The sequence below is a fragment of the Streptomyces sp. NPDC046122 genome, from assembly GCF_056429965.1.
The window spans coordinates 180,962-207,248 of sequence record NZ_JBWKLQ010000005.1 but is presented as its reverse complement, the minus strand read 5'-3'; the positions used below and the strand labels follow the sequence as shown (position 1 = coordinate 207,248).

The window sequence follows — 26,287 nt, the reverse complement described above, 5'->3', positions numbered from 1 at the left end:
CCGAAGGGACCGCCATGCTCGACCACCTCATCCGCGGAGCCACCGTCGTGGACGGCACCGGGGCCCCCGCGTACGCCGCCGACGTCGGGATACGGGCCGGGCGCATCGCCGTGATCGCCCCGCCCGGCGCCGTCGACGAGCCCGCCCGTACGACCGAGAACGCCGAGGGGTTCGTCCTCGCCCCCGGCTTCGTCGACCCCCACACCCACTACGACGCGCAGCTCTTCTGGGACCCGTACGCCACCCCGTCCCTCAACCACGGCGTCACCACCGTCGCCGGCGGCAACTGCGGCTTCACCCTCGCGCCGCTGCACCCCGACCGCCCCGAGGACGCCGACTACACGCGCCGCATGATGTCGAAGGTGGAGGGCATGTCCCTGGTCGCGCTCGAAGAGGGCGCCCCCTGGAACTGGCACACCTTCGGTGAGTACCTCGACGCCCTCGAAGGCCGCATCGCCGTCAACGCCGGCTTCATGGTCGGCCACTGCGCGCTGCGCCGCCACGTCATGGGCGCCGACGCGGTCGGCGGCCGGCCGACCGAGGAGCAGACGGCGCGCATGGTCCAGCTCCTGCGCGACGCGATGGACGCCGGCGCGTGGGGGCTGTCCACCACCCAGTCGTCCACCCACACCGACGGCGACGGGCAGCCCGTCGCCTCCCGCCACGCCGCCCCCGCCGAGCTCGTCGCCCTGTCCCGCGCCGTCGGAGAGCACGAGGGCACGCAGCTGGAGGCGATCGTCGCCGGCTGCCTCGACCAGTTCACGGACGACGAGATCGACCTGTTCGTCGACATGACCGCCGCCGCGGGCCGCCCGCTCAACTGGAACGTCCTCACCATCGACGCGGCCGTGCCCGAACGCGTCCCCCGCCAGCTCGAGGCGAGCGAACGGGCCCGCCGGGCCGGCGGCCGGATCGTCGCCCTCACCATGCCGATCCTCACGCCCATGAACATGTCCCTCGGCACGTTCTGCGCCCTCAACCTCATCCCCGGCTGGGGCGACGTCCTCTCCCTGCCCGTCCCCGAGCGCATCGAGAAGCTGCGCGACGCGGACGTACGGGCCGAGATGCTGCGCCGCGCCGACAGCAAGGAGGCCGGCGTCTTCCGCCGCCTCGCCGACTTCGGGCGGTACGTCATCGGCGACACGTACTCCCCGGCCAACGAGGGTCTCAGCGGGCGCGTCGTGCGCGACATCGCCGCCGAACGCGGCCAGGACCCCTTCCACTGTCTCGTCGAGATCTGCGTCCACGACCGTCTGCGCACCGTCCTGTGGCCGATGCCCGCGGACAACGACCCCGCCAGCTGGGAGCTGCGCCGGCGCACCTGGGAGCACGAGGACGTCCTGCTCGGCGGCTCCGACGCCGGGGCCCATCTGGACCGGATGTGCGGGGCGCCGTACACCACGCGCTTCCTGGGCGACTGCCTGCGCGGCCGCAGGCTGGTGCCGCTGGAGAAGGCGGTGAAGATGCTGACCGACGACCCCGCCCAGCTCTTCGGGCTGCGCGAGCGCGGACGTATAGAGGAGGGCTTCCACGCGGACCTCGTCCTCTTCGACCCGGAGCGGATCGCGGCGGGCCCGGCCACGCTCGTGCACGACCTGCCCGGGGACAGTCCCCGGCTCGACTCCAAGGCGATCGGTGTCGTCTCCGTGCGCGTGAACGGCGTCGAGACGATACGGGACGACCAGGTCACGGGGGCGGTGCCGGGCACGGTGCTGCGCTCCGGGAGGGACACGAGGACGGTGACGACCAAGTGAGCCCCGAGGAGCCGCCCGGCAGGCTGTTCATCGGCGGTGAGTGGACCGAGCCCGACGGCGGCCACTACGAGGTCGTCGACCCGGCCACCGGGGACGTGGCCGGCCTCGCCCCCGAGGCGAGCCGCGCGCAGGTGTACGCCGCCGCCTCGGCCGCCGGGGCCGCCTTCCCGGCCTGGTCGCGCACCGCCCCCGAGGAGCGCGCCGCGATCCTCGACCGGGCCGCGGACCTGATCCAGCGCGATGCCGCCGCACACGCCGCCGTCGCCCGCACCGAGACCGGCGCCACGGCCGCGACCGCGCTCGGCATGCAGGTCGCCGTCGCCGCCGCCCGCTTCCGGCGCTACGCGCGCGGAGCGCTGGAGCCGGTGGAGACGGGGCTGCCCCCGCAGGTGAACCCGGCGGGACCGATGGGGAAGGCGGGCGTCGTCGGCGCGCTGGCCGTACGGCAGCCGGTCGGCGTCGTCACCTGCGTGACGTCGTACAACAACCCGTGGGCCAACGCGGCGGGCAAGGTCGCGCCCGCGCTCGCCATGGGCAACACCGTCGTGGTGAAGCCCGCACCGCAGGACCCGCTGTCCGTCTACCGCATGGCGGCGGCGCTGGCCGAGGCCGGAGTGCCGCCCGGCGTCGTGAACGTCGTGACCGGCTCGTCGCCGGCCGCCGGCGAGGCCGCCGTCGACGCGCCGGGCGTCGACATGGTCAGCTTCACCGGTTCGACGGCGGTGGGCCGGCGCATCGCGGAAGTCTGCGGACGCGGCATGAAACGCCAGCTCATGGAGCTGGGCGGAAAGGGCGCGGCGCTCGTCTTCGACGACGCCGACCTCGACTCCGCCGTCCGGGGCATCGGCACGACGTTCTCCTTCTACAGCGGTCAGATCTGCACGGCGCCGACGCGCGTGATCGCCCAGCGCGGCGTCTACGACCGCCTCGTCGAGAAGCTGGCGGCGTACGCCGGCCACCTGAAGGTGGGCGACCCCACCGCCCCGGACACGGTGGTCGGCCCGGTGATCTCCGCCGCCCACCGCGACCGCGTCGAGTCGTACGTCGAGCTGGGCAGGAGGGAGGGCGCCCGGCTGGTCGCGGGCGGCGACAGGCCGTCGTACGAGAAGGGCTTCTACGTGGCGCCCACCCTCCTCGCCGACTGCACGAACGACATGCGCGTCGTCCGCGAGGAGATCTTCGGCCCCGTCGTGGCCGTCGTCCCCTTCGACGGCGACGAGGAGGAGGGCATCGCGCTCGCCAACGACAGCGATTACGGGCTCATCGACTACGTGTGGTCGGCGGACGTGTCCCGGGCCTTCCGGGTCGCGCGGCGGCTGCGCGCGGGCGGGGTGGGGGTGAACACCGTGGGGCGCAACATGGAGGCGCCGTTCGGCGGCTTCAAACAGAGCGGAGTGGGGCGGGACGTGGGCTCGTACGCGCTGCACGCGTACAGCGAGACGCAGGCGATCGTCTGGACCGGGTGAGCCCTCCTGAAAGACGTACGGGAAACTTTTGAATGGGGCAAAATGGACAGTGTTGCGGTTTCCGCAGCACGGAAGTTCTCGTCACCGCCTGGCAATGACTGCCTGGTGGCCGCACATCACCTTCAATCCTCAATCAAAGACCGGTTCAGTGCCGGTGAATGCCAGGATCTCTGGAGTGGAGTGAAGCACTCCGGATGTGGAAAACGCAGCCGTTAACGTCCCGCTTATGACTCATGTGGATACACGGCCCCAGGCCGGAGACACGGTAAGCGGCGCCCCCTCGGTGGAGGGCGGCGTACGCGAGAAGGGCCTGGGCGGGAACTCCGTCGGGCTGATGGGCAACGCCGTCATCGGCATCTCCACCGTTGCGCCTGTTTACTGCCTCACGGCCACGCTGGGCCCCACGGTCGGCGAGGTCGGGCTCCAGATGCCCGCCGTCTTCCTCGCGGGCTTCCTGCCGATGCTGCTCGTGGCCTTCGCGTACCGCGAGCTGAACAAGGCCGTACCCGACTGCGGCACCTCCTTCACCTGGTCGGTGAAGGCGTTCGGGCCCCGTATCGGCTGGATGTGCGGCTGGGGCCTGCTGGTCGCCACCATCGTGGTGCTCTCGAACCTCGCCGGTGTCGCGACCTCCTTCTTCTATCTGCTTCTCGGTGAGCTGCCGGGCGGCTCCGGGCTCGCCGCGCTGGACGACAACAAGTTCGTCCACATCCTCACCACACTCGCGTTCATCGCCATCGCGACCGCGATCAGCTACCGGGGCATCACCGCCACCAAGTGGGTCCAGTACGCCCTCGTCGGCCTCCAGCTCGCGGTACTCGCCATGTTCGTCTTCATGGCGCTCACCAAGTCCGACGAGGTCGCCAACTCGATCGACTTCTCCTGGTCCTGGATGAACCCCTTCGCGGTCGAGTCCTTCGCCGCCTTCACCGCCGGCCTGTCCCTGTCGATCTTCATCTACTGGGGCTGGGACGCCTGCCTGTCGGTCAACGAGGAGAGCGTCGGCAGCGCCAAAACGCCCGGCCGCGCCGCGATGCTCGCCATGGTCGTCATCGTCGTCTCGTACCTGATGGTCGCCATCGCCGCGCAGATGTACGCCGGCGTGGGCGAGAAGGGCACCGGCCTCGGCAACCCGGACACCGCCGACAACGTCTTCGCGGTCCTCGCCGAACCGATCATGGGCTCCGGGATGGGCATCCTGCTCTTCGTCGCCGTCGTCGCCTCCGCCGCGGCGAGCCTGCAGACCACCTTCATCCCGGTCGCGCGCACCGCCCTGGCGATGAGCACCTACCAGGCCATGCCGGCCTCCTTCGCGAAGGTGCACCCGCGCTTCAAGACCCCCGGTCGCGCGACCGTCGTGGCGGGCATCGCCACCGGCGCCTTCTACTCCGTGATGACCCTGCTCAGCGAGAACGTCCTCATCGACACGATCTACGCGCTGGGTCTCATGATCTGCTTCTACTACGCGATCACCGCCTTCGCCTGCGTCTGGTTCTTCCGCGGCGAACTGCGCAACTCGGCGCGCAGCCTGATGGTCAAGGGCGTCTTCCCGGGCGTCGGCGCCCTCATGCTCACCGCCGTCTTCGGCCAGACCCTGTACGACATGTGGGACCCGGCGTACGGCAGCGGGAGCTCCCTCTTCGGCGTCGGTTCGGTCTTCGTGATCGGTGTCGGCCTGCTGCTGCTCGGTGCGGTGCTCATGTTCGGCATGCAGCGCGTCAGCCCGGCCTTCTTCCGCGGCGAGGTGCTGACGAAGGAGACCCCGGCGCTGGTCGTCGAGGACTGACCCGCCGGTCCGCCGGACTGACCACCGGTTCCATCTGAGTCTCAGGAGGGCCGGGAAACCATCGACACGGTTTCCCGGCCCTCCCGTCATGCCGTCCCCGGCGCGCCCCGGCGTTCCGACGCCACCGCCGCCCCTCCCAGGAACACGGGGTTGGTGAGCGCCGCGAAGGCTCCCGGCAGGCCGGCCACCGCCGGCGGGTGGCGGACTTCCGCGCGTACGTACGTGGCGTACGCCGGTGTCGTGCGCCACTCCACCACGCCCGGCCCCGACGCCGGCAGCGGCGCGGTGTGGAGCGTCCCCTGGTCGGTGACGAAGTGGGCGGTGCAGCCCGGCGCGCCGGTGACCTCCAGGCGCACCGTCACGGGCGTGTCGGCCCCCGCGTCCAGCCGGCCGCCGATGCCCGCATGGCGGGCGCGCCCGCCCGAGGCGCCGAACGACAACGACACGGCCGAGGACTCGGCGACGTACGAACGGCCCGCGCGGATGCCGTCCAGGATCGCGTCGCGGCTCAGGTCGTCGGCCAGTACCACTGTCTGCGGCGCGCCGACGAGCTGCGGCTCGCGGTGGGCGTCGCTGCTGCCGACGGCGGGAACCCAGCCGCGCGTACCGGTGGCGAGGCCGCTGTCCCAGGAGGCGAGCGCGATCTCGTCATCGGGGGTGTACGGCCCGTTCCAGACCTCCACCGCGTCGGCGTCCCCGAACCCGAATTTCCAGGCGCACCCGATGCAGGTGGCATGCGGATGCGCGGGTACGACGAGCCCGCCCGCGCGGCGGATGGCGCGGGCGAAGTGCCCGAAACGGTTGTCGCGGGCACGGTAGCGCCAGTCGACGAACGTGCCGGGCTCGGTGCCGACGGCGAGGACATGACCGTTGCGCGTGGTGACCTCCTCCCCGGTCAGGATCAGCAGCTCGCCGTCGGGGTGGGGACCCCACAGTCCCTCCCAGGCGCTGTGCGCGGCGTGGGTGTTGTGCTCGCTGGTGTTGATGAAGTCGAGCCCCGCGGCACGGGCGGCAGCCGCGATCTCGGCAGGCGTGCGCCTCCCGTCGGAGTACACGGAATGGAGGTGACAGTCACCCCGGTACCAGGCCCGGCCCCGCCCCTTGGCGCGCTCGGGCGGATGGGCGGGGACAGGGGTGGCGCCGGGGGCGCCGTACCGGAGCGTGACGGTCACGGAGTACGGCAGCCCTCCGGGAGCGGTGGTGTACGGGCCGAGCACGATGTTCCAGGTGCCCGCGCGGACGGGGCCCGGGATGTACCCGGGCGTCGCCGCGTCGGCGCGGACGAAGAACTCCGACCGCGCCCCGCCGGACCACCCCCGGAAGCCGCGCCCCCCGAGAGCGGTGCCGCGCTCGTCGAAGATCCCGATGTCGAGGGCGTTGCCCTGGGTGCCGGGCGGCGGCACGGGCGTCCTCTCATACGTGTACGACACGGCCAACTCACGCACCCCGCGCGGCACTTCGACCGGCAGGTATACGTAGTCGGGCGACCCGGGAGGAAGCACGCCCCGTACGGTCCTGCTCTCCTCCCCGCGGGCCGACGACGCGGCCCGCGCGAAACTCACACCGCCCAGGCCAAGGGCGGCCGCACCACCGCCCACAACGACCGCCCGCCGACCGATGGGCGGCTTGCGCGAACCGTCGGGCGGGCGGCCGGCGGGGTGCGCGTGCGGCCCGTCGGCCGGTCTGCTGCCGGTTGATCCAGTCATGTCGGCATCTCCCCGTCGGTGGGGCGTACTGGGGCCTGTGCTGAGACCCTGTCATTGAGCCCTGAACTCCTCCGCAACGGAAGGGAAGCGGCCCCGATCCGGCAGCCGACTTCTACGGCACGACGCGGTAATGACACGCACGACACAGCACGGCATGGCATGGCACGGCCTGACGGAGCGCAGCACGGTTGGACACTGCACGACACCACGATGATGAGGAGTCCTGTATGCGGATCGCCACCACGATCTTTCTCACCGACGAGACGATCACGCCGGTACGGCTCGCAAGGGAGCTGGAGCAGCGCGGCTTCGCCGCTCTGTATCTGCCCGAGCACACCCACATCCCGGTGTCGCGCGAGTCGCCGTACCCGGCGGGCGGCGACCTCCCGCGCGAGTACGGCCGTACGCTCGACCCCTTCGTCGCCCTCGGCCAGGCCGCAGCGGTCACCGAACGGCTGGGACTCGGCACGGGCATCACCCTCGTGGCGCAGCACGACCCGATCGACCTGGCGAAGCAGATCGCGACTCTGGACCACCTGTCCGGCGGTCGGTTCACGCTCGGCGTGGGCTACGGCTGGAACAAGGAGGAGGCCGCCGACCACGGTGTGGAGTGGACCACGCGTCGTGAACGGACGCGGGACCGGATGGCGCTGATGCGGGCACTGTGGGCAGAGGAACCAACGGCGTACGAGGGGCAGTTCGGCGCGGTACGGGCGTCGTACGCCCATCCGAAGCCCGTACAGAAGCCGCGCGGCCCGGTGGGCGGACCGCGCACGCTGGTGGGCGGGGCGGCAGGTCCGAAGCTGTTCGCGCACATCGCGGAGTACGCGGACGGTTGGCTTCCGATCGGTGGCCGAGGTCTGACCGAGTCGGTGCCGGTGCTGCGTACCTTCTGGGAGGAGGCGGGCCGCGATCCGGAGGCGCTGCAGGTGGTTCCGTACGCGGTGCGGCCGAGCGCGGGCAAGGTGGCGCACTACGCGGAGCTGGGAATCAAGGAGCTGGTGCTGCAGCTGCCGCCGGCGGGAGAGGCGGAGGTGCTTCGCGTACTGGATGAGTACGCGATGTTTATCTGACCACTCATGTCCGCCCCTCTGTGCCGGGCGGCCGGGCCCCGCTACCTTGGCCATTCGGCATGGTGGGCGCCCGGTCGTTCGGCCGGCACCTCGGGGGAGAGGAACGCACGTGCAGAGAAGCCCGTTCAGTATCGTCGCGATCGTTTTCGGCGTGGTAGCCCTGTTTTTCTGCCCGCCCCTGTTCGGCGTCCTCGGCCTGGTCTTCGGCGGGATCGCCAAGTCGAAGGACGAGCCGCTCGCGGTGACGTCCCTGATCGTCGCGGCAGTCGGCCTGGCCGTCGGCATGCTGCTGGGATTCGTGGTCTTCAGCTCGATGTCGACTCCCTGAGGGCGTCTATGACGCCTTGTGAGCGGGGGTGACACCGTCTCGGCGGGTGCGGCGACGGTTGCTGGTGCGACACCGCGTTCCAGACCGGCGTGAGCGCCCGGGTTGGTGGGTGGTTGGTGGGCCGGGTCGACCTGCGGGCCTTATCCGGTCCATGCGCGGGGCGTCCCGTGGGCTCCCCCGGGGACGGGCCTCCGACGCCACCCTCCAGAAAGGCGGCCCCCACACCAGAAGCAATCACCGCCCCAGGCCCAACAAAGCTCCCTCCCAGGGCTCCCACGGCACCGGCGTCATCAGCGCCGTGACCGACACTGAGGCCGCACGAGCGAACACCCTCACGCCCCGCCGCGTGCGCGTGGGCCGACAGGACCGGTGCGGTACGGGGTTGACCCCGCGGGGGTGCGGGCGCGGTCAGGTACCGCGCGAACGGGGCGGGTCACGGTGCGCTCGTATGCTCGGACGCATGACGACGAGCGCGAGCGCACCGCAAGGAGACGCGAACCCACGCGGGACCGCCCCCGCTACACCCCCGACGTCCACCCCCGCCACACCCTCATCACCCCCCATGCCCGTCCCCCCGACCCCCACCAGCATCCGCCGCGCCCTCAGGCGCGCCCGGGACGGGGTTGCGCTCGATGTGGGGGAAGCGGCTGTGCTGCTTCAGGTGCGGGGTGACGATCTGCGGGACCTCGCCGCCTCCGCCGCGCGGGTGCGTGACGCGGGGCTGGAGGCCGTGGGGCGGGCCGGCGTCATCACGTACTCGCGCAAGGTGTTCATCCCGCTGACGCGCCTGTGTCGCGACAAGTGCCACTACTGCACCTTCGTCACCGTTCCCGGGAAGCTCCGCCGCGCCGGCCACGGCATGTTCCTCTCCCCGGACGAGGTGCTGGACATCGCGCGGCGCGGTGCCGAGATGGGCTGCAAGGAGGCACTCTTCACGCTCGGCGACCGGCCCGAGGACCGCTGGCCCGAGGCGCGGGAGTGGCTGGAGGCCGAGGGGTACGACGACACCCTCGCGTACGTACGGGCCATGGCCGTGCGGGTACTGGAGGAGACGGGACTGCTGCCCCACCTCAACCCCGGTGTCATGTCCTGGACCGACCTTCAGCGGCTCAAGCCCGTCGCCCCCTCCATGGGCATGATGCTGGAGACGACGGCCACCCGCCTGTGGTCCGAGCCCGGCGGCCCGCACCACGGTTCGCCCGACAAGGAGCCCTCCGTACGCCTGCGGGTCCTGGAGGACGCCGGCCGCTCCAACGTCCCCTTCACCACCGGCCTGCTCATCGGCATCGGCGAGACGTACGAAGAGCGGGCCCACTCCCTGTTCGAGCTCCGCAGGACGGCCCGCGCCTACCACGGCATCCAGGAAGTGATCGTCCAGAACTTCCGCGCCAAGCCGGACACCGCCATGCGCGCCATGCCGGACGCCGAGCTGGAGGAACTGGCCGCCGCGATCGCCGTGGCCCGCCACATCCTCGGTCCGAGCGCCCGCATCCAGGCGCCGCCCAACCTCGTCGACGAGGAGTACGCACTGATCGTCGGGGCCGGCATCGACGACTGGGGCGGTGTCTCGCCGCTCACGCCGGACCACGTCAACCCCGAGCGTCCCTGGCCGCACATCGACGAACTCGCCGCCAGGACCGCCGCCGCCGGCTTCGAGTTGCGGGAACGGCTCACCATCTACCCGGAGTTCATCCGGCGCGGCGAGCCCTGGCTCGACCCCCGGCTCGTGCCGCACGTACACGCGCTCGCCGACCCGGAGACCGGGCTGGCGCGCGAGGGCGTACGGCCCACTGGCATCCCGTGGCAGGAACCCGGCGAGGGCTTCAACGCGGCGGGGCCGGCGTCCGGCTCCGGTCGCACCGACCTTCATCGCACCATCGACACCACCGGCCGCACCACCGACCGCCGTGACGACTTCGACGAGGTGTACGGGGACTGGGACGCCCTGCGCGAGGCCGCCGTGCCCGGCATGGCGCCCCAGCGCATCGACACCGACGTGCGCCAGGCGCTGAACCGGGCGGCCGACGATCCCACCGGGCTCACCGACGACGAGGCGCTCGCCCTTCTCCACGCCGACGGTCCGGCCCTGGACGCGCTCACCCGTATCGCGGACGAGCTGCGCCGTGACGTGGTCGGCGACGAGGTGACGTACATCGTCACGCGCAACATCAACTTCACCAACGTCTGTTACACCGGCTGCCGTTTCTGCGCCTTCGCCCAGCGCCGTACCGACGCCGACGCCTACACCCTCTCCCTCTCGCAGGTCGCCGACCGGGCCGAGCAGGCGTGGGACGTGGGGGCGGTCGAGGTGTGCATGCAGGGCGGCATCCACCCGGACCTGCCCGGCACGGCGTACTTCGACATCGCACGGGCCGTGAAGGAACGCGTCCCCGGCATGCACGTCCACGCCTTCTCCCCCATGGAGATCGTCAACGGGGCCACGCGCACGGGTCTGTCGGTCCGCGAGTGGCTGCAGGCGGCCAAGGAGGCCGGGCTCGACTCGATTCCCGGCACCGCAGCGGAAATCCTCGACGACGAGGTGCGCTGGGTCCTCACCAAGGGCAAGCTGCCGGCCGCGACCTGGATCGAGGTGGTGAAGACCGCGCACGAACTCGGCATCCGGTCCTCGTCGACGATGATGTACGGCCACGTCGACCAGCCCCGCCACTGGCTCGGCCACCTGCGCACCCTGGCCCGCATGCAGCAGGACGCACGGGAGGCGGGGCAGCAGGGCTTCACGGAGTTCGTCACCCTCCCCTTCATCCACACCAACGCCCCCGTCTACCTCGCCGGCATCGCCCGCCCCGGCCCGACGGACCGCGACAACCGCGCCGTCACCGCCATGGCCCGGCTGCTCCTCCACCCGCACATCACCAACATCCAGACCAGCTGGGTGAAGCTGGGCGCGGAGGGCGCGGCCGAGATGCTGCGCTCCGGCGCGAACGACCTCGGCGGAACGCTGATGGAGGAGACGATCTCCCGTATGGCGGGCTCCGGTTACGGCTCGTACCGCTCGATCCAGGACCTGGTGGCGATCGCGGACGCGGCCGGCCGCCCGTCGAAACCGCGGACGACGCTCTACGACGACGTCCCCCTCGAACGGCAGCGGACCGCCACCGCCTCGGACGGCCACCTCCCGGAGCTGCTGCCGGTATTGGAGTGATGCGGCATCAAGGCCGCGTAAAGATTGCCTGGGCCCGGCAATGTTTTCTGTCAGTCCTGCATGAGACGATCCCTTCGGTTCAAGAGTTCGGCGCATACGGGGGAGGGCGAGCGGGATGAGTGTGTTCCTCGGTCTCGGCATTGCGGGGATCGTGTTGCTGGCCCTCTCATTGATTTTCGACGGGATTCTGGAAGGGCTTTTCGGGGGAGTCCTCGACGGCCTTTTCGACGGGCTGCTTTCACTGCCCGTCATTGCCGGGTTCATGTCGATGTTCGGGTTCGGTGGCGCCATCGTGCTCGGCACCTCGGGACTCGGAGCCGGCGCCGCGACGGGAGTCGGGGTGGCGGCGGGGGTCGCGGCGGGCTGGTTCGCGTGGCGGTTCAGCCGTGCGCTGATGCGTGACCAGACCGACGCGACCCCGCGCGGCACCGATCTCGTCGGCACCGCCGGCTCCGTCGTCACGGCCATACCCGCCGACGGTTACGGCGAAGTGCTGCTGCGGCTCGGGGGCCAGCCGGTCAAGCTCGCCGCCAAGAGCCCGGTGCCCGTCGCGCGGGGCGCGGAGATCTGGGTGGAGGCGTCACTGTCGAGCACCTCGGTCGCGGTGCGTCCCGTCGAACACTGAGGCGCGCCGAACGCCGTATCCCGCACGCCTGCACCTCGGACCCCGGCACGTCGGACAGCCGGTGCCACGAATGCCGGCTCCGGCAAGCCGGAAGCCCGGCGCCGGCCGTACGCCGGTCACGTACTCCTTCGCTTCATCACCCGTACCACTCCAACTGCTGCCGTCCCCTGGGAAGGCAGGGGGGAACGCATCATGAGTCCAGTCGTCATCGCTGTCGTGGGAGTCGTCGTACTCCTCGTCCTGTTGGCCCTCGTGGTCATCACGCGCTACAAGGTCGCCGGCCCCAGCGAGGCATTCATCATCACCGGCCGCCGAGGGAAGACGTCCGTCGACCCGGTGACCGGCCAGACCTCCACCGACAACAGCGGCCAGAAGGTCGTGGTCGGCGGTGGCGTCTTCGTCGTGCCGTTCGTGCAGCAGAAGTTCACTCTCGACCTCTCCAGCCGGCACATCCCGATCTCCGTCCGGGGCGCCGTCACCCTGCGCGGTGTGAAGGCCAATCTCGAAGGCGTGGCGATCGTCAAGGTCGGCGGCAGCGAGGACGCCATCAGGGCCGCCGCCCAGCGTTTCCTCCAGCAGCAGGACGGCATCGTCGGCTTCACGCAGGAAGTGCTGTCCGGCGCGCTGCGCGCCATCGTCGGCCGGATGTCGGTCGAGGACATCATCCGTGACCGCGCCGCCTTCGCAGGTCAGGTCGCCGAGGAGGCCGAGGCGAGCCTGTCCGGCCAGGGCCTGATCCTCGACGCCTTCCAGATCCAGGACATCACCACCGAGGGCTCCTACCTGGAGGACCTCGGCCGCCCCGAGGCCGCCCGCGCCCGCCAGGAGGCGGACATCGCGGAGGCGATCGCCAAGCGCGCCTCCGAGCAGGCCCGGCTGAAGGCGGCCGAGGAGATCGCCATCGCCGAGCGGACCTTCTACCTCAAGCAGGCCGAGATCCGCGTCGAGACCGAAGCCGCGGCGGCCAAGGCCAACGCCGCCGGCCCGCTCGCCGACGCCGCGCGCCAGCAGGAAGTGCTCGCCGAGCAGGAGAAGGTCGCCGAGCGCCAGGCCGCGCTGACCGACCGTGAGCTCGACACGAAGGTCCGCAAGCCCGCCGACGCCGCCCGCTACCAGGCCGAGCAGGAGGCCGAGGCCCGCCGTGTGGCGCAGGTCAAGGAGGCCGAGGCGGACGCCGAGCGCGCCCGCCTGACCGGTGAGGGCGAGAAGCTGCACCGCGCGGCGCTCGCCGAGGCCGTGCGGATCGAGGGCGAGTCGGAGGCGGCCGCCATCGCGGCGAAGGGCTCGGCCGAGGCCGAGGCCATGCGCAAGAAGGCCGACGCGTTCGCGCAGTACGGCGACGCGGCCGTCCTGCAGATGCTCGTCGAGGTGCTGCCGCAGGTCGTCGCCAAGGCGGCCGAGCCGATGAGCGCCATCGACAAGTTGACCGTGATCTCCACGGACGGCGCGAGCCAGCTCTCCCGTACGGTCACGGACAACGTCGCCCAGGGCATGGAGATGCTCAGCTCCACCACCGGAGTCGACCTCGCCGAGCTGCTCAAGGGGATCACCCAGCGCGGCGGAAAGCCGGCCCAGGAGCCGGCCGACGCCAACGGACAGATCAAGATCACGGACTGAGCCGCACCGCTTCGGCACCAGCCGGTCCGCCCCGTCGCCACTGCGGCGGCGGGGCGGACGCCTGTGCGAAGGTGCGTACGATCCGGGCATCCGCTCGCACACCCGTCCCCTGAACACCCCGTTCCCCTTCGATTACAGTGCTGCGCCAGACGTCGTACCCCGGCACTCGCGAAGGGCAGAAGCGGTGAGCGCACCAGTCACATCCGTATGGGGTCGTGCCGAGCAGCAGGACTTCCGCAGCCGGGTGCGCGGCTGCCTGCTCGGCGGCGCGGTCGGCGACGCGCTCGGCGCCGGCGTGGCCGCCCTGAGCCTCGACGAGATACTCGCCGCCCACGGCGTGGACGCCGTCACCGACCTCGTGCCCGCGTACGGCAGACGCGGCGCCGTCACCGCCGGCACCCAGCTGACCCTGTTCACGGTCGACGGCCTCATACGGGCCCAGGTACGCCGTGACACCGGCGCCTGGCACCCGCCCACCGACGTGCACCGCGCCCACCTGCGGTGGGCCGTCACCCAGCGCGACTGGGGACCCGACGAGCGCCGCAAGGACGACGGCTGGCTCGCCCGCGAGGAGTGGCTGTACGCGCGCCGCGCCCCCTCCCGCGAATGCCTGACCGGGTTCGCCGACGAGAACATGGGCACCCTCGACCGGCCCAGGAACCCCACCGCCCGCGACTCCGGCGCCGTCACCCGCTCCGCGCCCTTCGGGCTCCTGGTCGGCTGGGAGCCGCAGCTCGTCTTCCAGCTCGCCGTCGAATGCGCCGCCCAGACCCACGGCCACCCCACCGCGTACCTCTCGGCCGGGGCGTTCGCCGTGATCGTGCACGGCCTGGCGCGCGGCGAGACGGTGGACGCCGCCGTGCAGCGTGCCCTCGCCCAGCTCGCCGCCCGTCCCGGCCACCAGCCCGTGACCGACGCCCTCAAGCAGGCGCTCGGCGCCGTACGGCAGGGGATGCCGTCGCCGGCCCGTGTCGAGTCGCTCGGCGACGGGCGTACCGCCGAGGCCGTACTCGCCGTGGCCGTGTACTGCGCACTCGTCGGCGAGGACATCCGCCACGGCCTGCGCCTCGCCGTCAACCACGGCGGGGCCTCCGAGGCCACCGGAGCGCTCTGCGGGAGTCTGCTCGGCGCCCTGCACGGTGAGACCGCGCTGCCGCCGGGCTGGGTGGCGGAGCTCGAAGGGCGCGCGACGCTCCTCGAACTCGCCGACGACTTCGCGATGGAGATGACCCAGGGGCCCGCCCTGCACGGCCCCGCGATCAACGCCCCCGGCTGGCTGGCCCGCTACCCACGAGCCTGACGGGACGACCGGCGACGAGGCGGCCGGGAGACCGGGCGAACCGGACGACCGGCGACCGGGCGAACCGGCGACCGGGCGAACCGGCGACCGGGCGAACCGGGCGAGCCCCGACGGTCTGCCGAGCGCCCGACGGTCCCGAGCGCCCGACGGTCCCGAGCACCCGACGGTCCCGAACGCGCGACGGTCCCGAACGCGCGACGGTCCCGATTGCCCCCGCCCCCGCCCGGCCCCCACCCCCGCGTTCAGTCCGCCGCCCGTTCGCGCACCGCCGTGTCCCCGGCGGCGGCGGGCGCTCCGATCGCCGTCGCGGACGACGAGTCGTCGTCGCCGTCCGTGTTGATGCGCGCCAGGACCGCGTCGCGCTCCGGAGTGTCCTCCGGCTTGACGTAACCGATCACGACGAACAGCACCAGCGAGACGGCCAGCGGCACCGAGACCTGGTACTGCGTCGCCACGCCGTCCATCCCGTAGTTCACCACCCAGAACGCGAGCAGCCCGCACGCCCACGAGACGAGCGCGGCCGTCGGCCCGGACTTACGGAACCGGGGCAGCAGCCCGAGCATGAACGGGATCGCGATCGGACCCATCAGGCCCGCCACCCACTTGATGACGATCGTGATGATGTCCTTGAACGCCGGGGAGTTGACCTGCGTCGCGATCGCCATCGACAGCGCCAGGAACGCCACGGTCGACAGCCGCGCCGCCACCAGGCCCGCCCGCTGCGACCAGCCACGCGCCTTCGCCGAGAGCGCGGGCGCGATGTCGCGGGTGAAGACGGCGGCGATGGCGTTGGCGTCCGAGGAGCACATGGCCATGGTGTGCGAGAAGAAACCCACGATGACCAGCCCCAGCAGCCCGTGCGGCAGCAGCTGTTCGGTCATGAGGGCATACGAGTCGGACGCGTCCGGCTTCTGCGCGTCGACCAGCAGCGGCGCGCACCACATCGGGAAGAAGAGCACCAGCGGCCACACCAGCCACAGCACCGCCGACAGCCGCGCCGAACGCGTGGCCTCGCGGGCGCTCGCCGTGGCCATGTAGCGCTGGGCCTGGTTCCACATGCCGCCGGAGTACTCGAACGTCTTGATGAACAGGTAGGCCAGCAGGAACATCATGGTGAAGTCACCGGCCAGCGGGTCGTTGTGGGTCTCCGGGAGCTTGTCCCAGACCGTCCACAGCGAGCTGAACCCGCCGAGTTCGCCCATCACCGCGATCAGCATCGCCAGCCCGGCGAAGAGCTGGATGACGAACTGCCCGAGCTCCGTGAGCGCGTCCGCCCACAGGCCGCCGACCGTGCAGTAGATGCCGGTGATGACGCCGGTGATGAGGATGCCCTGGTTCAGCGAGATGCCGGTGAACACGGTCAGCAGCGTGGCGATCGCCGCCCACTTCGCCGCCACGTCCACGATCTTCAGCAGGACACCGGACCACGCGAGGGCCTGCTGCGTCGGCAGGTTGTAGCGGTTCTTGAGGTACTCCAGCGGCGAGGCGACATGCAGCCGCGAGCGGAGCCGGTTCAACCGCGGGGCGAACAGGCTCGATCCGATGGCGATGCCGATCGCGATGGGGAAGGACCACGTCACGAAGGACGTGACGCCGTACGTGTACGCGATGCCCGCGTATCCCGTGAACATGACGGCGCTGTAACCGGACATGTGGTGGGAGATGCCGGAGAGCCACCACGGCATCTTCCCGCCGGCCGTGAAGAAGTCGCTGACGTTGTCCACGCGCTTGTGGGACCAGACGCCGATCGCGACCATGATTCCGAAGTAGCCGATGAGCACGGCCCAGTCGAGACTGTTCATGCCCCCTCCAGGGGTCCGCCTTGTGCTGCGTTCATCTGAATGAACCCGATCGCGCTTCGTCAGTACGTCCGGTTGGCGGCGCCCCCGTGCGGGAGCGGGGACTTCGGGGATTGAACCGCCTGCGCGGTAGGCCGGTCAAGGCCCATATGGGTCATGGATATGAACACAGGTCATGAAGCAGAACGTCTTTGCCTTTTCTTGACCCGTCCGGTCGTTGTCGTGAACGTGACGACAGCCACACCATGAGCGGGCGCTTCGTCAGCGCTGTCCGAGGCAGTGACCGTGCGCCGGCGGCGGGCCGTACGCCAGGCGTCGGCTCACCACGGCGGTACACAAGGAAACGACCGCACGGGATGCGGGTCCCGTGCGGTCGGAAGAGGGGGGAAGCAGGGCGGCGGCTACCGCATCAGCTCGCCCGCGTTGACCAGCAGCGACTGGCCGGTGATCGCGCGGGCCCGGTCGGAGGCGAGGAACGCCACGGCCTCCGCCACATCGCCGTCCGTCGCCAGCTCGGGCAGCGCCATGCGCTCGGTGAGCCGGCCCAGCACCTCGGGCTCCGGCGCGCCCTCGGTGTGTGCGGTGAACCGCACGTACGCCTGGACCGGCGGACCCCACATCCACCCGGGCAGCACGGTGTTGACCCTGATCCGGTGCGGACCGAGTTCGCGCGCCATCGAGTACATCGCCGAGGTGAGCGCGCCCTTGGAGGCCGCGTACGCCGCCTGCTCCACCTGGGAGGGCGCGGCGACGGCCGACTGCGTGCCGATGATCACGACCGAGCCGCCGTGCTCCTTCAGCGACGGCAGGCAGGCCCGGGTCATGCGCAGCGTGCCGAGCAGGTTCACGTCGAGCACGCTCTGCCAGGTGGCGAAGTCGGCGTCCTCGACGCCGCCGAAGCAGTTGTCCCGGGCGGCAACGTGGACGACGGCGTCGATTCGCCCGAACCGCTCCACGGCGAGCGAGGCCAGCGCCTCGCACTGGTCCTCCCGTGTGATGTCGGTGGCCAGCCGGGCCGTGCGGCGGCCCTGCGGGTCGATTTCGGCGGCGTACTTGGCGAGGTTCGCCTCGGTGCGGGCGCCGAGCACCGCGTTGCCGCCGTCCCGCACGACGGCCGCCGCGATCCGGTACCCGAGCCCGGCGCCCACGCCCGACACGACGACGGTCTTCCCCTGCAGCAGCATCCGGTCGCCCTCCGGTTCCAGGTCTGGCCATTTATCTGACGATGCGTCAGAGTAGGTGCGACCGGCGGCGGAGGGAAGGGATCGGCGGCCATGGGTGAGGACACGCGCAGCGAGGCTTACGCGGAACTGGCGGCCGTGGGGCCCTACGGCGTCCGGCCGGGCCACGCCCTGATCACCATGGTCGAGCCGCATCCGGGCCACGAGTACGCGTACAACCGCTGGTACGAGGACGACCACTTCATCGCGGGCGCGATGGCCATGCCCTGGATGTACGCCGGGCGCCGCTGGGTCGCCCCGCGCGACCTCCAGCTCCTGCGCTACCCGGAGAAGTCCGCCGTCGCGCAGCCGGTCACCGCCGGCTGCTACCTCTCGACGTACTGGGTCACGGAGGGGCGCTACGACGAGCACATGAAGTGGACGGTCGGGATCAACAAGCGCCTCAACCGCGACGGGCGCGTCCACCAGGCCCGTACGCACGTCTTCACGGCCTTCCAGGACCACGAGGCGACGGTCTACCGCGACGGGGACGCCGGACCGCGCGACTTCCACGCGCTCGACCACCCGTACCGGGGCCTGGTGCTGGAGGTGGTCGACGCCGAGGGACCCGAGCAGCGGGCGGAACTGCTGGAGTGGCTGCGGGTGACCCACCTGCCGCAGTGGCTCGCCGGTGGGGCGGCGGGACCGGACTCACCGGCCGCCATGGTCACGGTCTTCCGGCCGACGCCGCTGCCGGGCGACCGGATGAGCTACGTGAAGCAGGTCGAGGGCGTCGACACCCGACTGACGTTGCTCTGGTTCCTGGAGGCCGACCCGCGCGAGGCGTGGGAGGAGCGCTTCGGCGGGCTGGGCGAGGAGGTGGCGGCGTCCGAGCTGGGCCGGGTGGAACTGGTGGCGCCTTTCGTCCCGACGGTCCCGGGGACGGACCGGTACGTCGACGAACTGCGCTGAGGCACGGAACGGCGGGGGGGAACGCCAGAGCCCCCTCGGCCAGGACGGCGGACCGGTCGAGAGGGCTCCTGCGGTGGCGCACCGCTGTCGTGCGTGCGCCCGTGCCCGGCGTGACAGTCAGCCGAGGTCGAACGTCCCCTGGCCGACCCCGCCCACGAACGCGCTCCAGGAGCCGGGGGCGAAGATGATCGAAGGGCCCTCGGGCGCCTTCGAGTCCCGCACGGCGACAGCGTGCACGACCGGGGACTTGACCTCTACACATGCGCCGTTACCCCCGGAGTACGAGGACTTCGTCCAGGTGTCCGTAGCGCCCTGATGGATTGCCATGTTCACTCCGAATTTGCTGGTCGGGAGAGTGAGACGCCAACGTTCTCGCTGGCCTGAGCGACGCTACTCGCGAACTGATGCGCGTGAGGCGGCCGTTCACCCGACCGGATGGCATATTCCATGAGGGGCTTCCGCTGCGGCGCGACCACGGTGTACCGTTCCGGTTCCTGCGGCGGAGGCACTGGTTCAGCGGGCGTATTCCTTCGCGATATTGGCGATGAAATGCCGCGAGGCCTCGACGTTCAGCGCCTGGGCGCGCAGGTGTTCGTACATCACGCTGTACTTCTGTACGTCGTTCGCCTTCTCCAGGTAGAGGTCGCTCGTGACGCCCTCGATGTAGACCACGCTGGAGTCGGCAGCGTCCGGAAACTCCAGGATCGCGTAGTGGCCGCTGATGCCGGGGTGCGCGCCCATGTCGAACGGCAGTATCTGGACCGTCACGTGGGGCAGCTGGGACTGTTCCACCAGATGCTCCAGCTGCTCCCGCATGAGCTGTCTGTCGCCGACCACGCGGCGCAGCGCCGCCTCGTCGATGACGGCCCACAGGCGCAGCGGCTGGTCGGCCGTGAGGATGCGTTCCTGCCGCCGCAGTCTGACGTTGACCCGTTTCTCCACGTCGCCCGCGGCCGTCTCGGGCAGCGCCCCGGTGATGAGCGCCTCGGCGTACCGCGGGGTCTGGAGCAGCCCGGGAACGATCTGCGGGTCGTACACACGCAGGGAGGCGGCGTCCGTCTCCAGGCCGATGTAGACGCTGTACGGGATGTCGCCGAAGGCGTGCCACCAGCCCTGCTGGCGGGAGTCCTTGGCCATCTGCATCAGCGAGTCGACGATGCGGTGATCATCGACGTCGTACACGCCGCACAGGTCGCGTACGTCGCGCTGGCTGATGGAGCGGCGGCCGTTCTCCAGGCGGCTGATCTTCGACTGGGAGACCAGGAGGCGCTCCGCCACCTCCTCGGCCGTCATGCCCTTGAGCTCGCGCAGCCGGCGGAGCTCCTGGCCCAATCGGCGTCGCCTGACGGTGGGGTTGACGTTCGACGCCACGGGAACTGCACCTCCGGCTGAGTGCGTTGTGCGTATGTGCTGCTAGCACGCTCTACTTCTCAGCAGACTGCCACCAATGGTCATGTCCGCGCTGGGAAATGCCCACACAGGGTGCCGACGCGAGCGCGCGGGGTGGCGGTCCGGTCCGGTCCAGGCTGGTCTGGCCGGCCGTCCACCACCCCGCGCGTCGCGGTGCGGCTCCCGAACCGGGTCGTGGGGACGTCGGTGCGGCGGCGGTCGTACGGGTGCTGCTCTCGGTGCTGCGGCCCGGCTCAGTGCGCCGCGAGGCGCGCCATGCCGTCCCGGCGGGACTGCGTTTGCTGCGGTTGCGACTGCATCGGCACGGCCGACTGCGGTCGGCCGCCTCCTGCGGGCGCGCGGCGCGGCTGTGCGGCCACACCGTTCTGGACGTCCATCACGGCGTGTGCCACGAGGCCGCCCATCGGGTCGTGCCTGATGAGGTCCCTTAGGCGGGAGCGTGATGAGCGCCCCTCGTTGCCGGGGTACAGGTGCTTGCCGAGCCCCACTGCGTGAGCGAGCGCGGCGAGCGCCGCGGTCCGCGGGTCCGGCGGTACGCCGGTGCGGATCGCACTGTCGAGCCGGGACCTGATCTCCCGGCAGATCACCGATTCCGTCGCCTGGTAGCGAGTCGTCGGCAGCACCCCGCACATCTGGCCCGCCACGGCATGCACCATGCCGCACCGCTCCAGATGCGAGAGATACGTCTGGCGGAGCCCCAGCCGGGGCCCGCCGATCCAGTGGACCGCCCGGACCGGGCTGCCGCGCCTGCGCAGCAGTTCCAGTGCGGAGTCCAAAGTCGGATCTCCTGTCGGCCGTGCCATCACCACGGCGATACGATCCCCGTCTGGGGCTATCCGTCCTGCCAGAGCCAGCTCTACTAGCTGTGCCCCGGCCAGGCCGAGGTCGAGCGACTGCGGCTGCGCTGTGGTACCCGTTGTCGGGTCCAGAGCGAGCAGCAGAAGCTCCTCCGGAAGTGTTCTGCGGCTCCTGCCCATCCATGCCTCCCCGCGTGGATGAATGACAGGGTGACCCCTCTCACATTCATCTGTCGAGAGCGCCTGGGTGCTTCGTGCGGGAACCGGCAGGTATGTCGTTCTCGTCTAGCGAGGAGGCCGGGGTCTCAGACAGGACACTGGTACATGGTTCGGACATCGGACCGCGGACAGCGGGCGTATGCGCGAGCGCGTATGAAGGAGGCATCGGTGGCGGGCGAGTCCCCCGACAAGTCGGAGCAGCGGAAGTCGTCGGGGGAGACGGCCCCGGGCGAACGCGATCCGCGACTGGCCGTTTACCGTGAGTCGGCCGGCCGGGCCGAACCGGAACGCGGCGGCGGCCGCGTGGATCAGCCGACGGCGGTCTTCAAGCTGCCGCGCGAGGAGTCCGGGTCGGACCCGCACAGCGCGGAGCCGGCCTCGGCCGCGGAGGCCGACCGGGCGACGGCGGCACCCCGTGACCGGGCGACGGCGGTCTTCAAGCTGCCGCGCGAGGAGTCCGCGCCGGTCCCGGAGGCCCGGGAGGCCGCGGAGAGCGCGTCCCCGGAGGCGCCCGAGGGCGACGCGCGCCTGCGGAAGGCGGTGGCGGCGTGGGTGGCCACCGCGGACGCGCCGGAGGCTCCGGAGGACCCCGAGGCCGCCGAGGGTCCCGAGAGGGCCGCTGAGGCTCCTGGCGACCGCCCTCGCGACGCGCGGACGGCCGCCGGGGCGGGGGAGAGGGCCGAGGCCGACACGCCCGCCCCTCGGGAGACTCCCGGCGACGCGCCCACGATCACGACGGACGGCGCGCCCGAGCCGGCGGATGCGGCTGCGGCTGGTGCTGCGGGTGCGGGTGCGAGTGCGAAGCCTTCCGCGCCTGCTGCTTCCGCGTCCGCTGACGCCGCCGAGCCGCCGGTGGACCAGGCCGGTGCGGCGGGCTGGAGCGAGCACGCGGTGGATCTGTCCGGTACGGGTGTGAAGTCCGGCGGTTCTTCGACGCGCGACGACGACGCCGAACCGGAGACCGGTACCGACGCCGATGCGTCGGCCACGGTCCGGGACGGCGGCCGTACGGCCGCCGACAAGGCCGCCGCGTCCGGTACGGACAAGGCGGCCGGCGGTGCTGCTGCCGCCTCGGCCGCGGGCCCGGGTGGTGGCCGTACGGCGGCCGAAGGGCATGACGCTTCCGCTGCGGGCGAGGCGGCCGGCGGCGACGCGGCGGGTGAGGGCGCGGACGAATCCGGCGCCACCGACGCCGACGCTTCCGGTGCGGATGCGAACGCGACGGAGCCGCCGCGCGCCGGGGCCGTGGAGGACCGTTCCGGCAAGGACGAGGCCCCCGACGAGGCCCTCGACGAGGACGGCGGCGGGGCCGTCGCCGAGGACGGTGACCGGGGCGAAGGCCGGGGCCCGGACGCGCCCCGTGCCGGTGGCGCGAAGGACGGCGACGACCAGCCGTCCGGCGGTGCCGAACCGCGTGACGGTTCGGACGCCGCGCGCGGCGGGGTCGACCAGGCCACCGCCGTGTTCAAGGCCGTGCGTCCGCGCCAGGCCGTTGACCAGCCGACCACCGCCCTCAAGGCGGTCGGCAAGCCCAAGCCCGAGCCCGAGTCCGCCGCCGAGCGCACCAGCCAGTTCGTCCCGCTGAAGCGGGACGAGATCAGGCCGTCGGCCGGGCGCCCGCGCAGCACCCCTGCCGCGCCGGCCGCCGCCGCGTCCGCCGCCGCACCCCCTGCGGCGGAGACCCCCGCGCCCGTGCCGGAGGCGGAGCGCACACGGCAGCAGCCGCTGCCGCCCAAGCCGCCGCTCGACCTGCTGGCCGAGCTGACGAACACCCCGCCGCCGCCGGAGACCCCGGTCAGGACCGCCGTGCGGCGCGTCAAGATCTGGGCTCCGCTGGTCGTGCTCGTGGTGATCGTCTTTGCGGTCGTGCAGTACATGCGGCCGCTTCCCGCGCCGACGCTCGCGCTGACGGCGAAGCCGGCGTACACCTTCGACGGTGACGCGCTCAGCATGCCGTGGCCCGAGGACGGCCAGTCGGCCGTCGAGGTGCCGGGCGTCGGCACCATCGGCACGCACGGGGAGCAGAAGCCCGCGCCGATCGCCAGCGTCGCCAAGGTCATGACCGCTTACGTGATCCTCAAGGAGCACCCGCTCAAGGGCGCCGAGACCGGTCCGAAGATCGAGGTCGACGCGCAGGCCGAGAAGGAGTCCAAGCTCACGGACGAGTCGACCGCCCGGATCACCGAGGGGCAGCGGTTCACCGAGCGGCAGATGCTCCAGTTGCTGATGGTCCCGTCGGGCAACAACGCGGCGCGGCTGCTGGCCCGCTGGGATTCCAAGTCCGAGGAGGAGTTCACGCGGAAGATGAATGACGCCGCCGAGGACCTCGGAATGAAGAACACGACGTACACCGACCCCAGTGGCCTGGAGGCCACCACGGTGAGCACCGCGACCGACCAGCTCAAGCTGGCCAAGGCGGTCATGACGAACGACGTGTTCCGCGAGATCGTGAACCTGCCCGAGGTCGAGGTGCCCGGCATCGAGGGCAAGATCTACAACAACAACAACATCCTGCTGCAGCCGGGAGTCAGCGGCATCAAGACCGGTTCCTCCACCCCCGCCGGCGGCAACCTGCTGTGGTCGGCGAACACCGTCATCGACGGCAAGGAGCGCCGGATCGTCGGTGCGGTGATGGGCCAGGAGGACGCCACCACGCTCGACGGCAAGCTGCAGCAGGCGATCAGCAGGAGCCTCAAGCTGATCCAGGCCGCCCAGCGGGACGTCACGTCCGCGACCGTCGTGAAGAAGGGCGACGTCGTCGGTTACGTCGACGACGGCCTCGGCGGGCAGACGCCGGTCGTCGCGACGAAGGACCTGAAGGCCGTCGGCTGGCCCGGCCTCAAGGTGGAGCTGGCCATCTCCGACGCCGGGAAGCCGCTGCCGCACGCCGCGAAGGCGGGTGACGTGGTCGGTCAGGTGACGGTCGGTTCGGGCCCCGGTCAGGTCAAGGCGCCGGTGGCGCTGCAGAAGGACCTGGTCGAGCCGGACTTCGGCGACAAGCTCAGCCGCCTCGGCTGAGCCCGCGCCGGGCCGGTGAGGAAAGGCTGCCGCCGGGCACGGAACCGGCGGCAGCGCGCGAACACCGCGTGTCGGCGTCCGGGCAACTACGGGACGCGGGACGGCGTCCTTGTGCGTGTCGGGGGGTGCCGGTACCCGGGGGAGACGGGGAGAGCCGTAATGACCACCGCTGAGCCCAGGTGCGCCGAGGGCGGGGACGGGGACGACGCCGGCCGCAAGGGCGGCACCGGGATACGGGACGGCGGCATACGGCCGGGCACCGGGCGGAGCCCCGAGCCGGGTCCCGCCGAACCGAGCGCCGACCCGCATCCGCGGCGGGCCGGGCAGGGTCCGCCCGTGTCCGCCCGTCGCGCGGCCGACGGCAGCGGTCCGGCCGGTTCGGACGGCGACCGGCCGGGCCGGGTCCTGCGGCACCCCGTCACCGTCGCGACCGCCGTCGCCGCGGTGCTCCACGTCGTGTGGTTCTTCTGTTTCGCGAACAGCGGCGGCGACCTCGCCGCGCAGGACGCCTGGGCCGAGTTCGTCGGCCGCCACCCCGACTCCGCGTACAACCTCGCCTGGTACGGCGGCATGCACCCGGTGTCGTACAGCGTGGTCTCGCCGTACCTGATGTCCGTCCTCGGCGTCCGTACGACGATGATGATCGTGGGCACGGTGTCGGCAGCCCTGACCGCCCTGATCCTGGTCCGCGTCAGAGCGGTCCGCACCCCCCTGTGGTGCGCGCTCGCGGGTGTCTTCGCCTTCTTCTGCAACGCGCTGTCGGGTCGCGTCACCTTCGGCCTGGGCATGATGTTCGCGCTCGGCGCGGTCGCGGCCGTGTTCTGCTGGCCGCGCCGCTGGGCCGCCAATCGGTGGGCCAAGGCGGCCGTCGCCGCGCCGCTGGCGGGACTCGCCACCGCGAGCAGCCCGGTCGCGGGCCTGTTCCTCGGCGTCGTGGCCGCCGCGCTTTTCCTCAACAAGCGCCGCCCGGGGGCCTACGCGCTCGGCCTCGCCCCGGTCCTCGTCGTCGCGCTGTCGTCGTGGCTGTTCCCGTTCTCCGGTACGCAGCCCATGTCGGTCGGGACGGCCTCACTGCCGTTCCTGTTCGGCGTCCTGGTGGCCGTGCTCGTACCGGAGGACTGGAAGACGGTCCGGACGGGAGCCGCCGTCTACGCCGTCGGGGTGCTGCTGACCTGGCTGATCGACTCCCAGATCGGCAGCAACGTGTCGCGTCTCGCGATGGTGTTCGCCGGTGTCGTGCTGCTGGCCGCGCTGCCGTACGCGGCGCCGCGCACGGTCAAGTGGTACGCCCTCGTGGTCGCCCTCGCCGGTTTCCACGTCTGGATCGGCTACAAGAGCGTCGACGACATCATCCGCACCGCGCCGACCGCGTCCTGGGCACGTGAGCTGGCCCCGCTGGTCAACCAGTTGCAGGAGGTCGGCGCCGAGAAGGGCCGGGTCGAGGTGGTGCCGGCCAGCAGCCACCGGGAGGCGTCGGCGCTCGCTCCGTACGTCAATCTCGCGCGCGGCTGGAACCGGCAGGCCGACATGGAGCGCAACCCGCTCTTCTACGACGACACGCTCCACCCCGACACGTACCGCGAGTGGCTGGACCGCTGGGCCGTGCACTACGTCGTGCTGCCCAAGGGCGACCCGGACCGTTCGGGCGCCACGCAGGAGTACGAGCTCGTGCGCGCCGGCCAGCCATACCTCGAACCGGTGTGGGGCGACGACAACTGGCAGCTCTTCCGGGTCGACGACCCGACGCCGCTGGCCGACCCGCCCGCGACGGTGGACCGCGCGGGAGCGGGTGAGATGACGATCCGGGTGAAGAGCGCGGGCCGGGTCCTGATCCGGATCCCGTACTCGCCGTGGCTGGGCCTGGTGGACGCCGAGGGCGAGCGGGTCGAACCGCCCGAGGAGACGCCGGAGTCGAAGCTGCGGGGACAGGAGCCCCGCGAGTTCACCAACCCGAACGGCTGCCTGATGAAGGCGGACGAGGACGCGGCCGGCGACGAGTGGACGCAACTGCTCGCGCCGCGGGCCGGCGTGTACCGGCTGGCCGCGCCCTACGGCCTGACCCGGGGGACGGCCTGCCCCGAGGAGCTGCGCTGA

Annotated in this window: 18 protein-coding genes; 12 read left to right on the top strand and 6 right to left on the bottom strand. The window is 71.6% G+C overall.

Annotation, left to right across the window (positions count from 1 at the left end):
* Positions 1 to 14 precede the first annotated feature (14 nt).
* The 3 genes from AC07FK_RS16745 (at position 15) to AC07FK_RS16735 (ending at position 5,006) form a co-directional block, all read left to right on the top strand.
* A complete protein-coding gene (locus AC07FK_RS16745) occupies positions 15 to 1,754 on the top strand; it encodes an N-acyl-D-amino-acid deacylase family protein (RefSeq protein ID WP_479105622.1) in 1,740 nt (579 codons plus the stop codon).
* Positions 1,751 to 3,220, top strand: coding sequence for an aldehyde dehydrogenase family protein (locus AC07FK_RS16740; protein WP_479105621.1), 1,470 nt, complete (start codon positions 1,751 to 1,753; stop codon positions 3,218 to 3,220). The genes AC07FK_RS16745 and AC07FK_RS16740 overlap by 4 nt, the downstream gene beginning before the upstream one ends.
* A gap of 226 nt (positions 3,221 to 3,446) precedes the next feature.
* Positions 3,447 to 5,006 carry an APC family permease gene (locus AC07FK_RS16735; RefSeq protein WP_479105620.1) on the top strand — a complete coding sequence of 520 codons (1,560 nt, stop codon included), beginning with the start codon at positions 3,447 to 3,449 and terminating at the stop codon, positions 5,004 to 5,006.
* Between the two features lie 86 nt (positions 5,007 to 5,092).
* Here AC07FK_RS16735 and AC07FK_RS16730 read toward each other — a convergent pair whose 3' ends face one another.
* Positions 5,093 to 6,712: a CehA/McbA family metallohydrolase gene (locus AC07FK_RS16730; protein WP_479105619.1), complete on the bottom strand. Its 1,620-nt coding sequence runs from the start codon at positions 6,710 to 6,712 to the stop codon at positions 5,093 to 5,095.
* A gap of 227 nt (positions 6,713 to 6,939) precedes the next feature.
* Here AC07FK_RS16730 and AC07FK_RS16725 point away from each other — a divergent pair, with 227 nt between their 5' ends.
* From AC07FK_RS16725 to AC07FK_RS16700, 6 genes are all read left to right on the top strand, one after another.
* The gene (locus AC07FK_RS16725) at positions 6,940 to 7,785 is read left to right on the top strand and encodes an LLM class F420-dependent oxidoreductase (protein ID WP_479105618.1); all 846 of its coding nucleotides are present in this window, start codon (positions 6,940 to 6,942) and stop codon (positions 7,783 to 7,785) included.
* Between the two features lie 151 nt (positions 7,786 to 7,936).
* Entirely contained in the window at positions 7,937 to 8,113 is a 177-nt protein-coding gene (locus AC07FK_RS16720) for a hypothetical protein (RefSeq protein ID WP_479105617.1), read from the top strand.
* A gap of 562 nt (positions 8,114 to 8,675) precedes the next feature.
* On the top strand, positions 8,676 to 11,276 hold the full coding sequence (locus tag AC07FK_RS16715; RefSeq protein WP_479105616.1) for a bifunctional FO biosynthesis protein CofGH: 2,601 nt from the start codon (positions 8,676 to 8,678) through the stop codon (positions 11,274 to 11,276).
* 115 nt (positions 11,277 to 11,391) lie between these two features.
* Positions 11,392 to 11,901: a hypothetical protein gene (locus AC07FK_RS16710; protein ID WP_479105615.1), complete on the top strand. Its 510-nt coding sequence runs from the start codon at positions 11,392 to 11,394 to the stop codon at positions 11,899 to 11,901.
* A 192-nt stretch (positions 11,902 to 12,093) separates the two neighbouring features.
* A complete protein-coding gene (locus AC07FK_RS16705; RefSeq protein ID WP_479105614.1) occupies positions 12,094 to 13,518 on the top strand; it encodes a flotillin family protein in 1,425 nt (474 codons plus the stop codon).
* Between the two features lie 184 nt (positions 13,519 to 13,702).
* Positions 13,703 to 14,818, top strand: coding sequence for an ADP-ribosylglycohydrolase family protein (locus tag AC07FK_RS16700; RefSeq protein WP_479105613.1), 1,116 nt, complete (start codon positions 13,703 to 13,705; stop codon positions 14,816 to 14,818).
* Between the two features lie 242 nt (positions 14,819 to 15,060).
* Here AC07FK_RS16700 and AC07FK_RS16695 read toward each other — a convergent pair whose 3' ends face one another.
* Positions 15,061 to 16,620, bottom strand: a complete 1,560-nt coding sequence (locus AC07FK_RS16695; RefSeq protein WP_479105612.1) for a sodium:solute symporter family protein — start codon at positions 16,618 to 16,620, stop codon at positions 15,061 to 15,063.
* Positions 16,621 to 17,018: 398 nt separating this feature from the next.
* Positions 17,019 to 17,801 carry an SDR family oxidoreductase gene (locus tag AC07FK_RS16690; RefSeq protein WP_479105611.1) on the bottom strand — a complete coding sequence of 261 codons (783 nt, stop codon included), beginning with the start codon at positions 17,799 to 17,801 and terminating at the stop codon, positions 17,019 to 17,021.
* A gap of 90 nt (positions 17,802 to 17,891) precedes the next feature.
* Here AC07FK_RS16690 and AC07FK_RS16685 point away from each other — a divergent pair, with 90 nt between their 5' ends.
* Positions 17,892 to 18,749 carry a hypothetical protein gene (locus tag AC07FK_RS16685; RefSeq protein ID WP_479105610.1) on the top strand — a complete coding sequence of 286 codons (858 nt, stop codon included), beginning with the start codon at positions 17,892 to 17,894 and terminating at the stop codon, positions 18,747 to 18,749.
* Positions 18,750 to 18,866: 117 nt separating this feature from the next.
* Here AC07FK_RS16685 and AC07FK_RS16680 read toward each other — a convergent pair whose 3' ends face one another.
* The 3 genes from AC07FK_RS16680 to AC07FK_RS16670 all read right to left on the bottom strand — a co-directional run bounded on the left by AC07FK_RS16680 (position 18,867) and on the right by AC07FK_RS16670 (position 21,136).
* A complete protein-coding gene (locus tag AC07FK_RS16680) occupies positions 18,867 to 19,076 on the bottom strand; it encodes a DUF397 domain-containing protein (RefSeq protein ID WP_479105609.1) in 210 nt (69 codons plus the stop codon).
* A gap of 186 nt (positions 19,077 to 19,262) precedes the next feature.
* Positions 19,263 to 20,120: a helix-turn-helix domain-containing protein gene (locus AC07FK_RS16675; RefSeq protein ID WP_453405083.1), complete on the bottom strand. Its 858-nt coding sequence runs from the start codon at positions 20,118 to 20,120 to the stop codon at positions 19,263 to 19,265.
* A 272-nt stretch (positions 20,121 to 20,392) separates the two neighbouring features.
* Entirely contained in the window at positions 20,393 to 21,136 is a 744-nt protein-coding gene (locus AC07FK_RS16670; protein WP_138902902.1) for a GOLPH3/VPS74 family protein, read from the bottom strand.
* 207 nt (positions 21,137 to 21,343) lie between these two features.
* On the opposite strand from AC07FK_RS16670, the gene AC07FK_RS16665 reads away from it, so the two are divergent.
* Both AC07FK_RS16665 and AC07FK_RS16660 read left to right on the top strand, forming a co-directional pair.
* On the top strand, positions 21,344 to 24,193 hold the full coding sequence (locus AC07FK_RS16665; protein ID WP_479105608.1) for a serine hydrolase: 2,850 nt from the start codon (positions 21,344 to 21,346) through the stop codon (positions 24,191 to 24,193).
* A 159-nt stretch (positions 24,194 to 24,352) separates the two neighbouring features.
* Entirely contained in the window at positions 24,353 to 26,287 is a 1,935-nt protein-coding gene (locus AC07FK_RS16660; protein ID WP_479105607.1) for an MFS transporter, read from the top strand.

Coding starts and splice junctions, on each gene's coding strand:
- AC07FK_RS16745 (WP_479105622.1), top strand. CDS start 15: ATGCTCGACCACCTCATCCGCGGAGCCACCGTCGTGGACGGCACCGGG.
- AC07FK_RS16735 (WP_479105620.1), top strand. CDS start 3,447: ATGACTCATGTGGATACACGGCCCCAGGCCGGAGACACGGTAAGCGGC.
- AC07FK_RS16730 (WP_479105619.1), bottom strand. CDS start 6,712: ATGACTGGATCAACCGGCAGCAGACCGGCCGACGGGCCGCACGCGCAC.
- AC07FK_RS16725 (WP_479105618.1), top strand. CDS start 6,940: ATGCGGATCGCCACCACGATCTTTCTCACCGACGAGACGATCACGCCG.
- AC07FK_RS16715 (WP_479105616.1), top strand. CDS start 8,676: ATGCCCGTCCCCCCGACCCCCACCAGCATCCGCCGCGCCCTCAGGCGC.
- AC07FK_RS16710 (WP_479105615.1), top strand. CDS start 11,392: ATGAGTGTGTTCCTCGGTCTCGGCATTGCGGGGATCGTGTTGCTGGCC.
- AC07FK_RS16705 (WP_479105614.1), top strand. CDS start 12,094: ATGAGTCCAGTCGTCATCGCTGTCGTGGGAGTCGTCGTACTCCTCGTC.
- AC07FK_RS16695 (WP_479105612.1), bottom strand. CDS start 16,620: ATGAACAGTCTCGACTGGGCCGTGCTCATCGGCTACTTCGGAATCATG.
- AC07FK_RS16690 (WP_479105611.1), bottom strand. CDS start 17,801: ATGCTGCTGCAGGGGAAGACCGTCGTCGTGTCGGGCGTGGGCGCCGGG.
- AC07FK_RS16685 (WP_479105610.1), top strand. CDS start 17,892: ATGGGTGAGGACACGCGCAGCGAGGCTTACGCGGAACTGGCGGCCGTG.
- AC07FK_RS16680 (WP_479105609.1), bottom strand. CDS start 19,076: ATGGCAATCCATCAGGGCGCTACGGACACCTGGACGAAGTCCTCGTAC.
- AC07FK_RS16670 (WP_138902902.1), bottom strand. CDS start 21,136: ATGGGCAGGAGCCGCAGAACACTTCCGGAGGAGCTTCTGCTGCTCGCT.
- AC07FK_RS16660 (WP_479105607.1), top strand. CDS start 24,353: ATGACCACCGCTGAGCCCAGGTGCGCCGAGGGCGGGGACGGGGACGAC.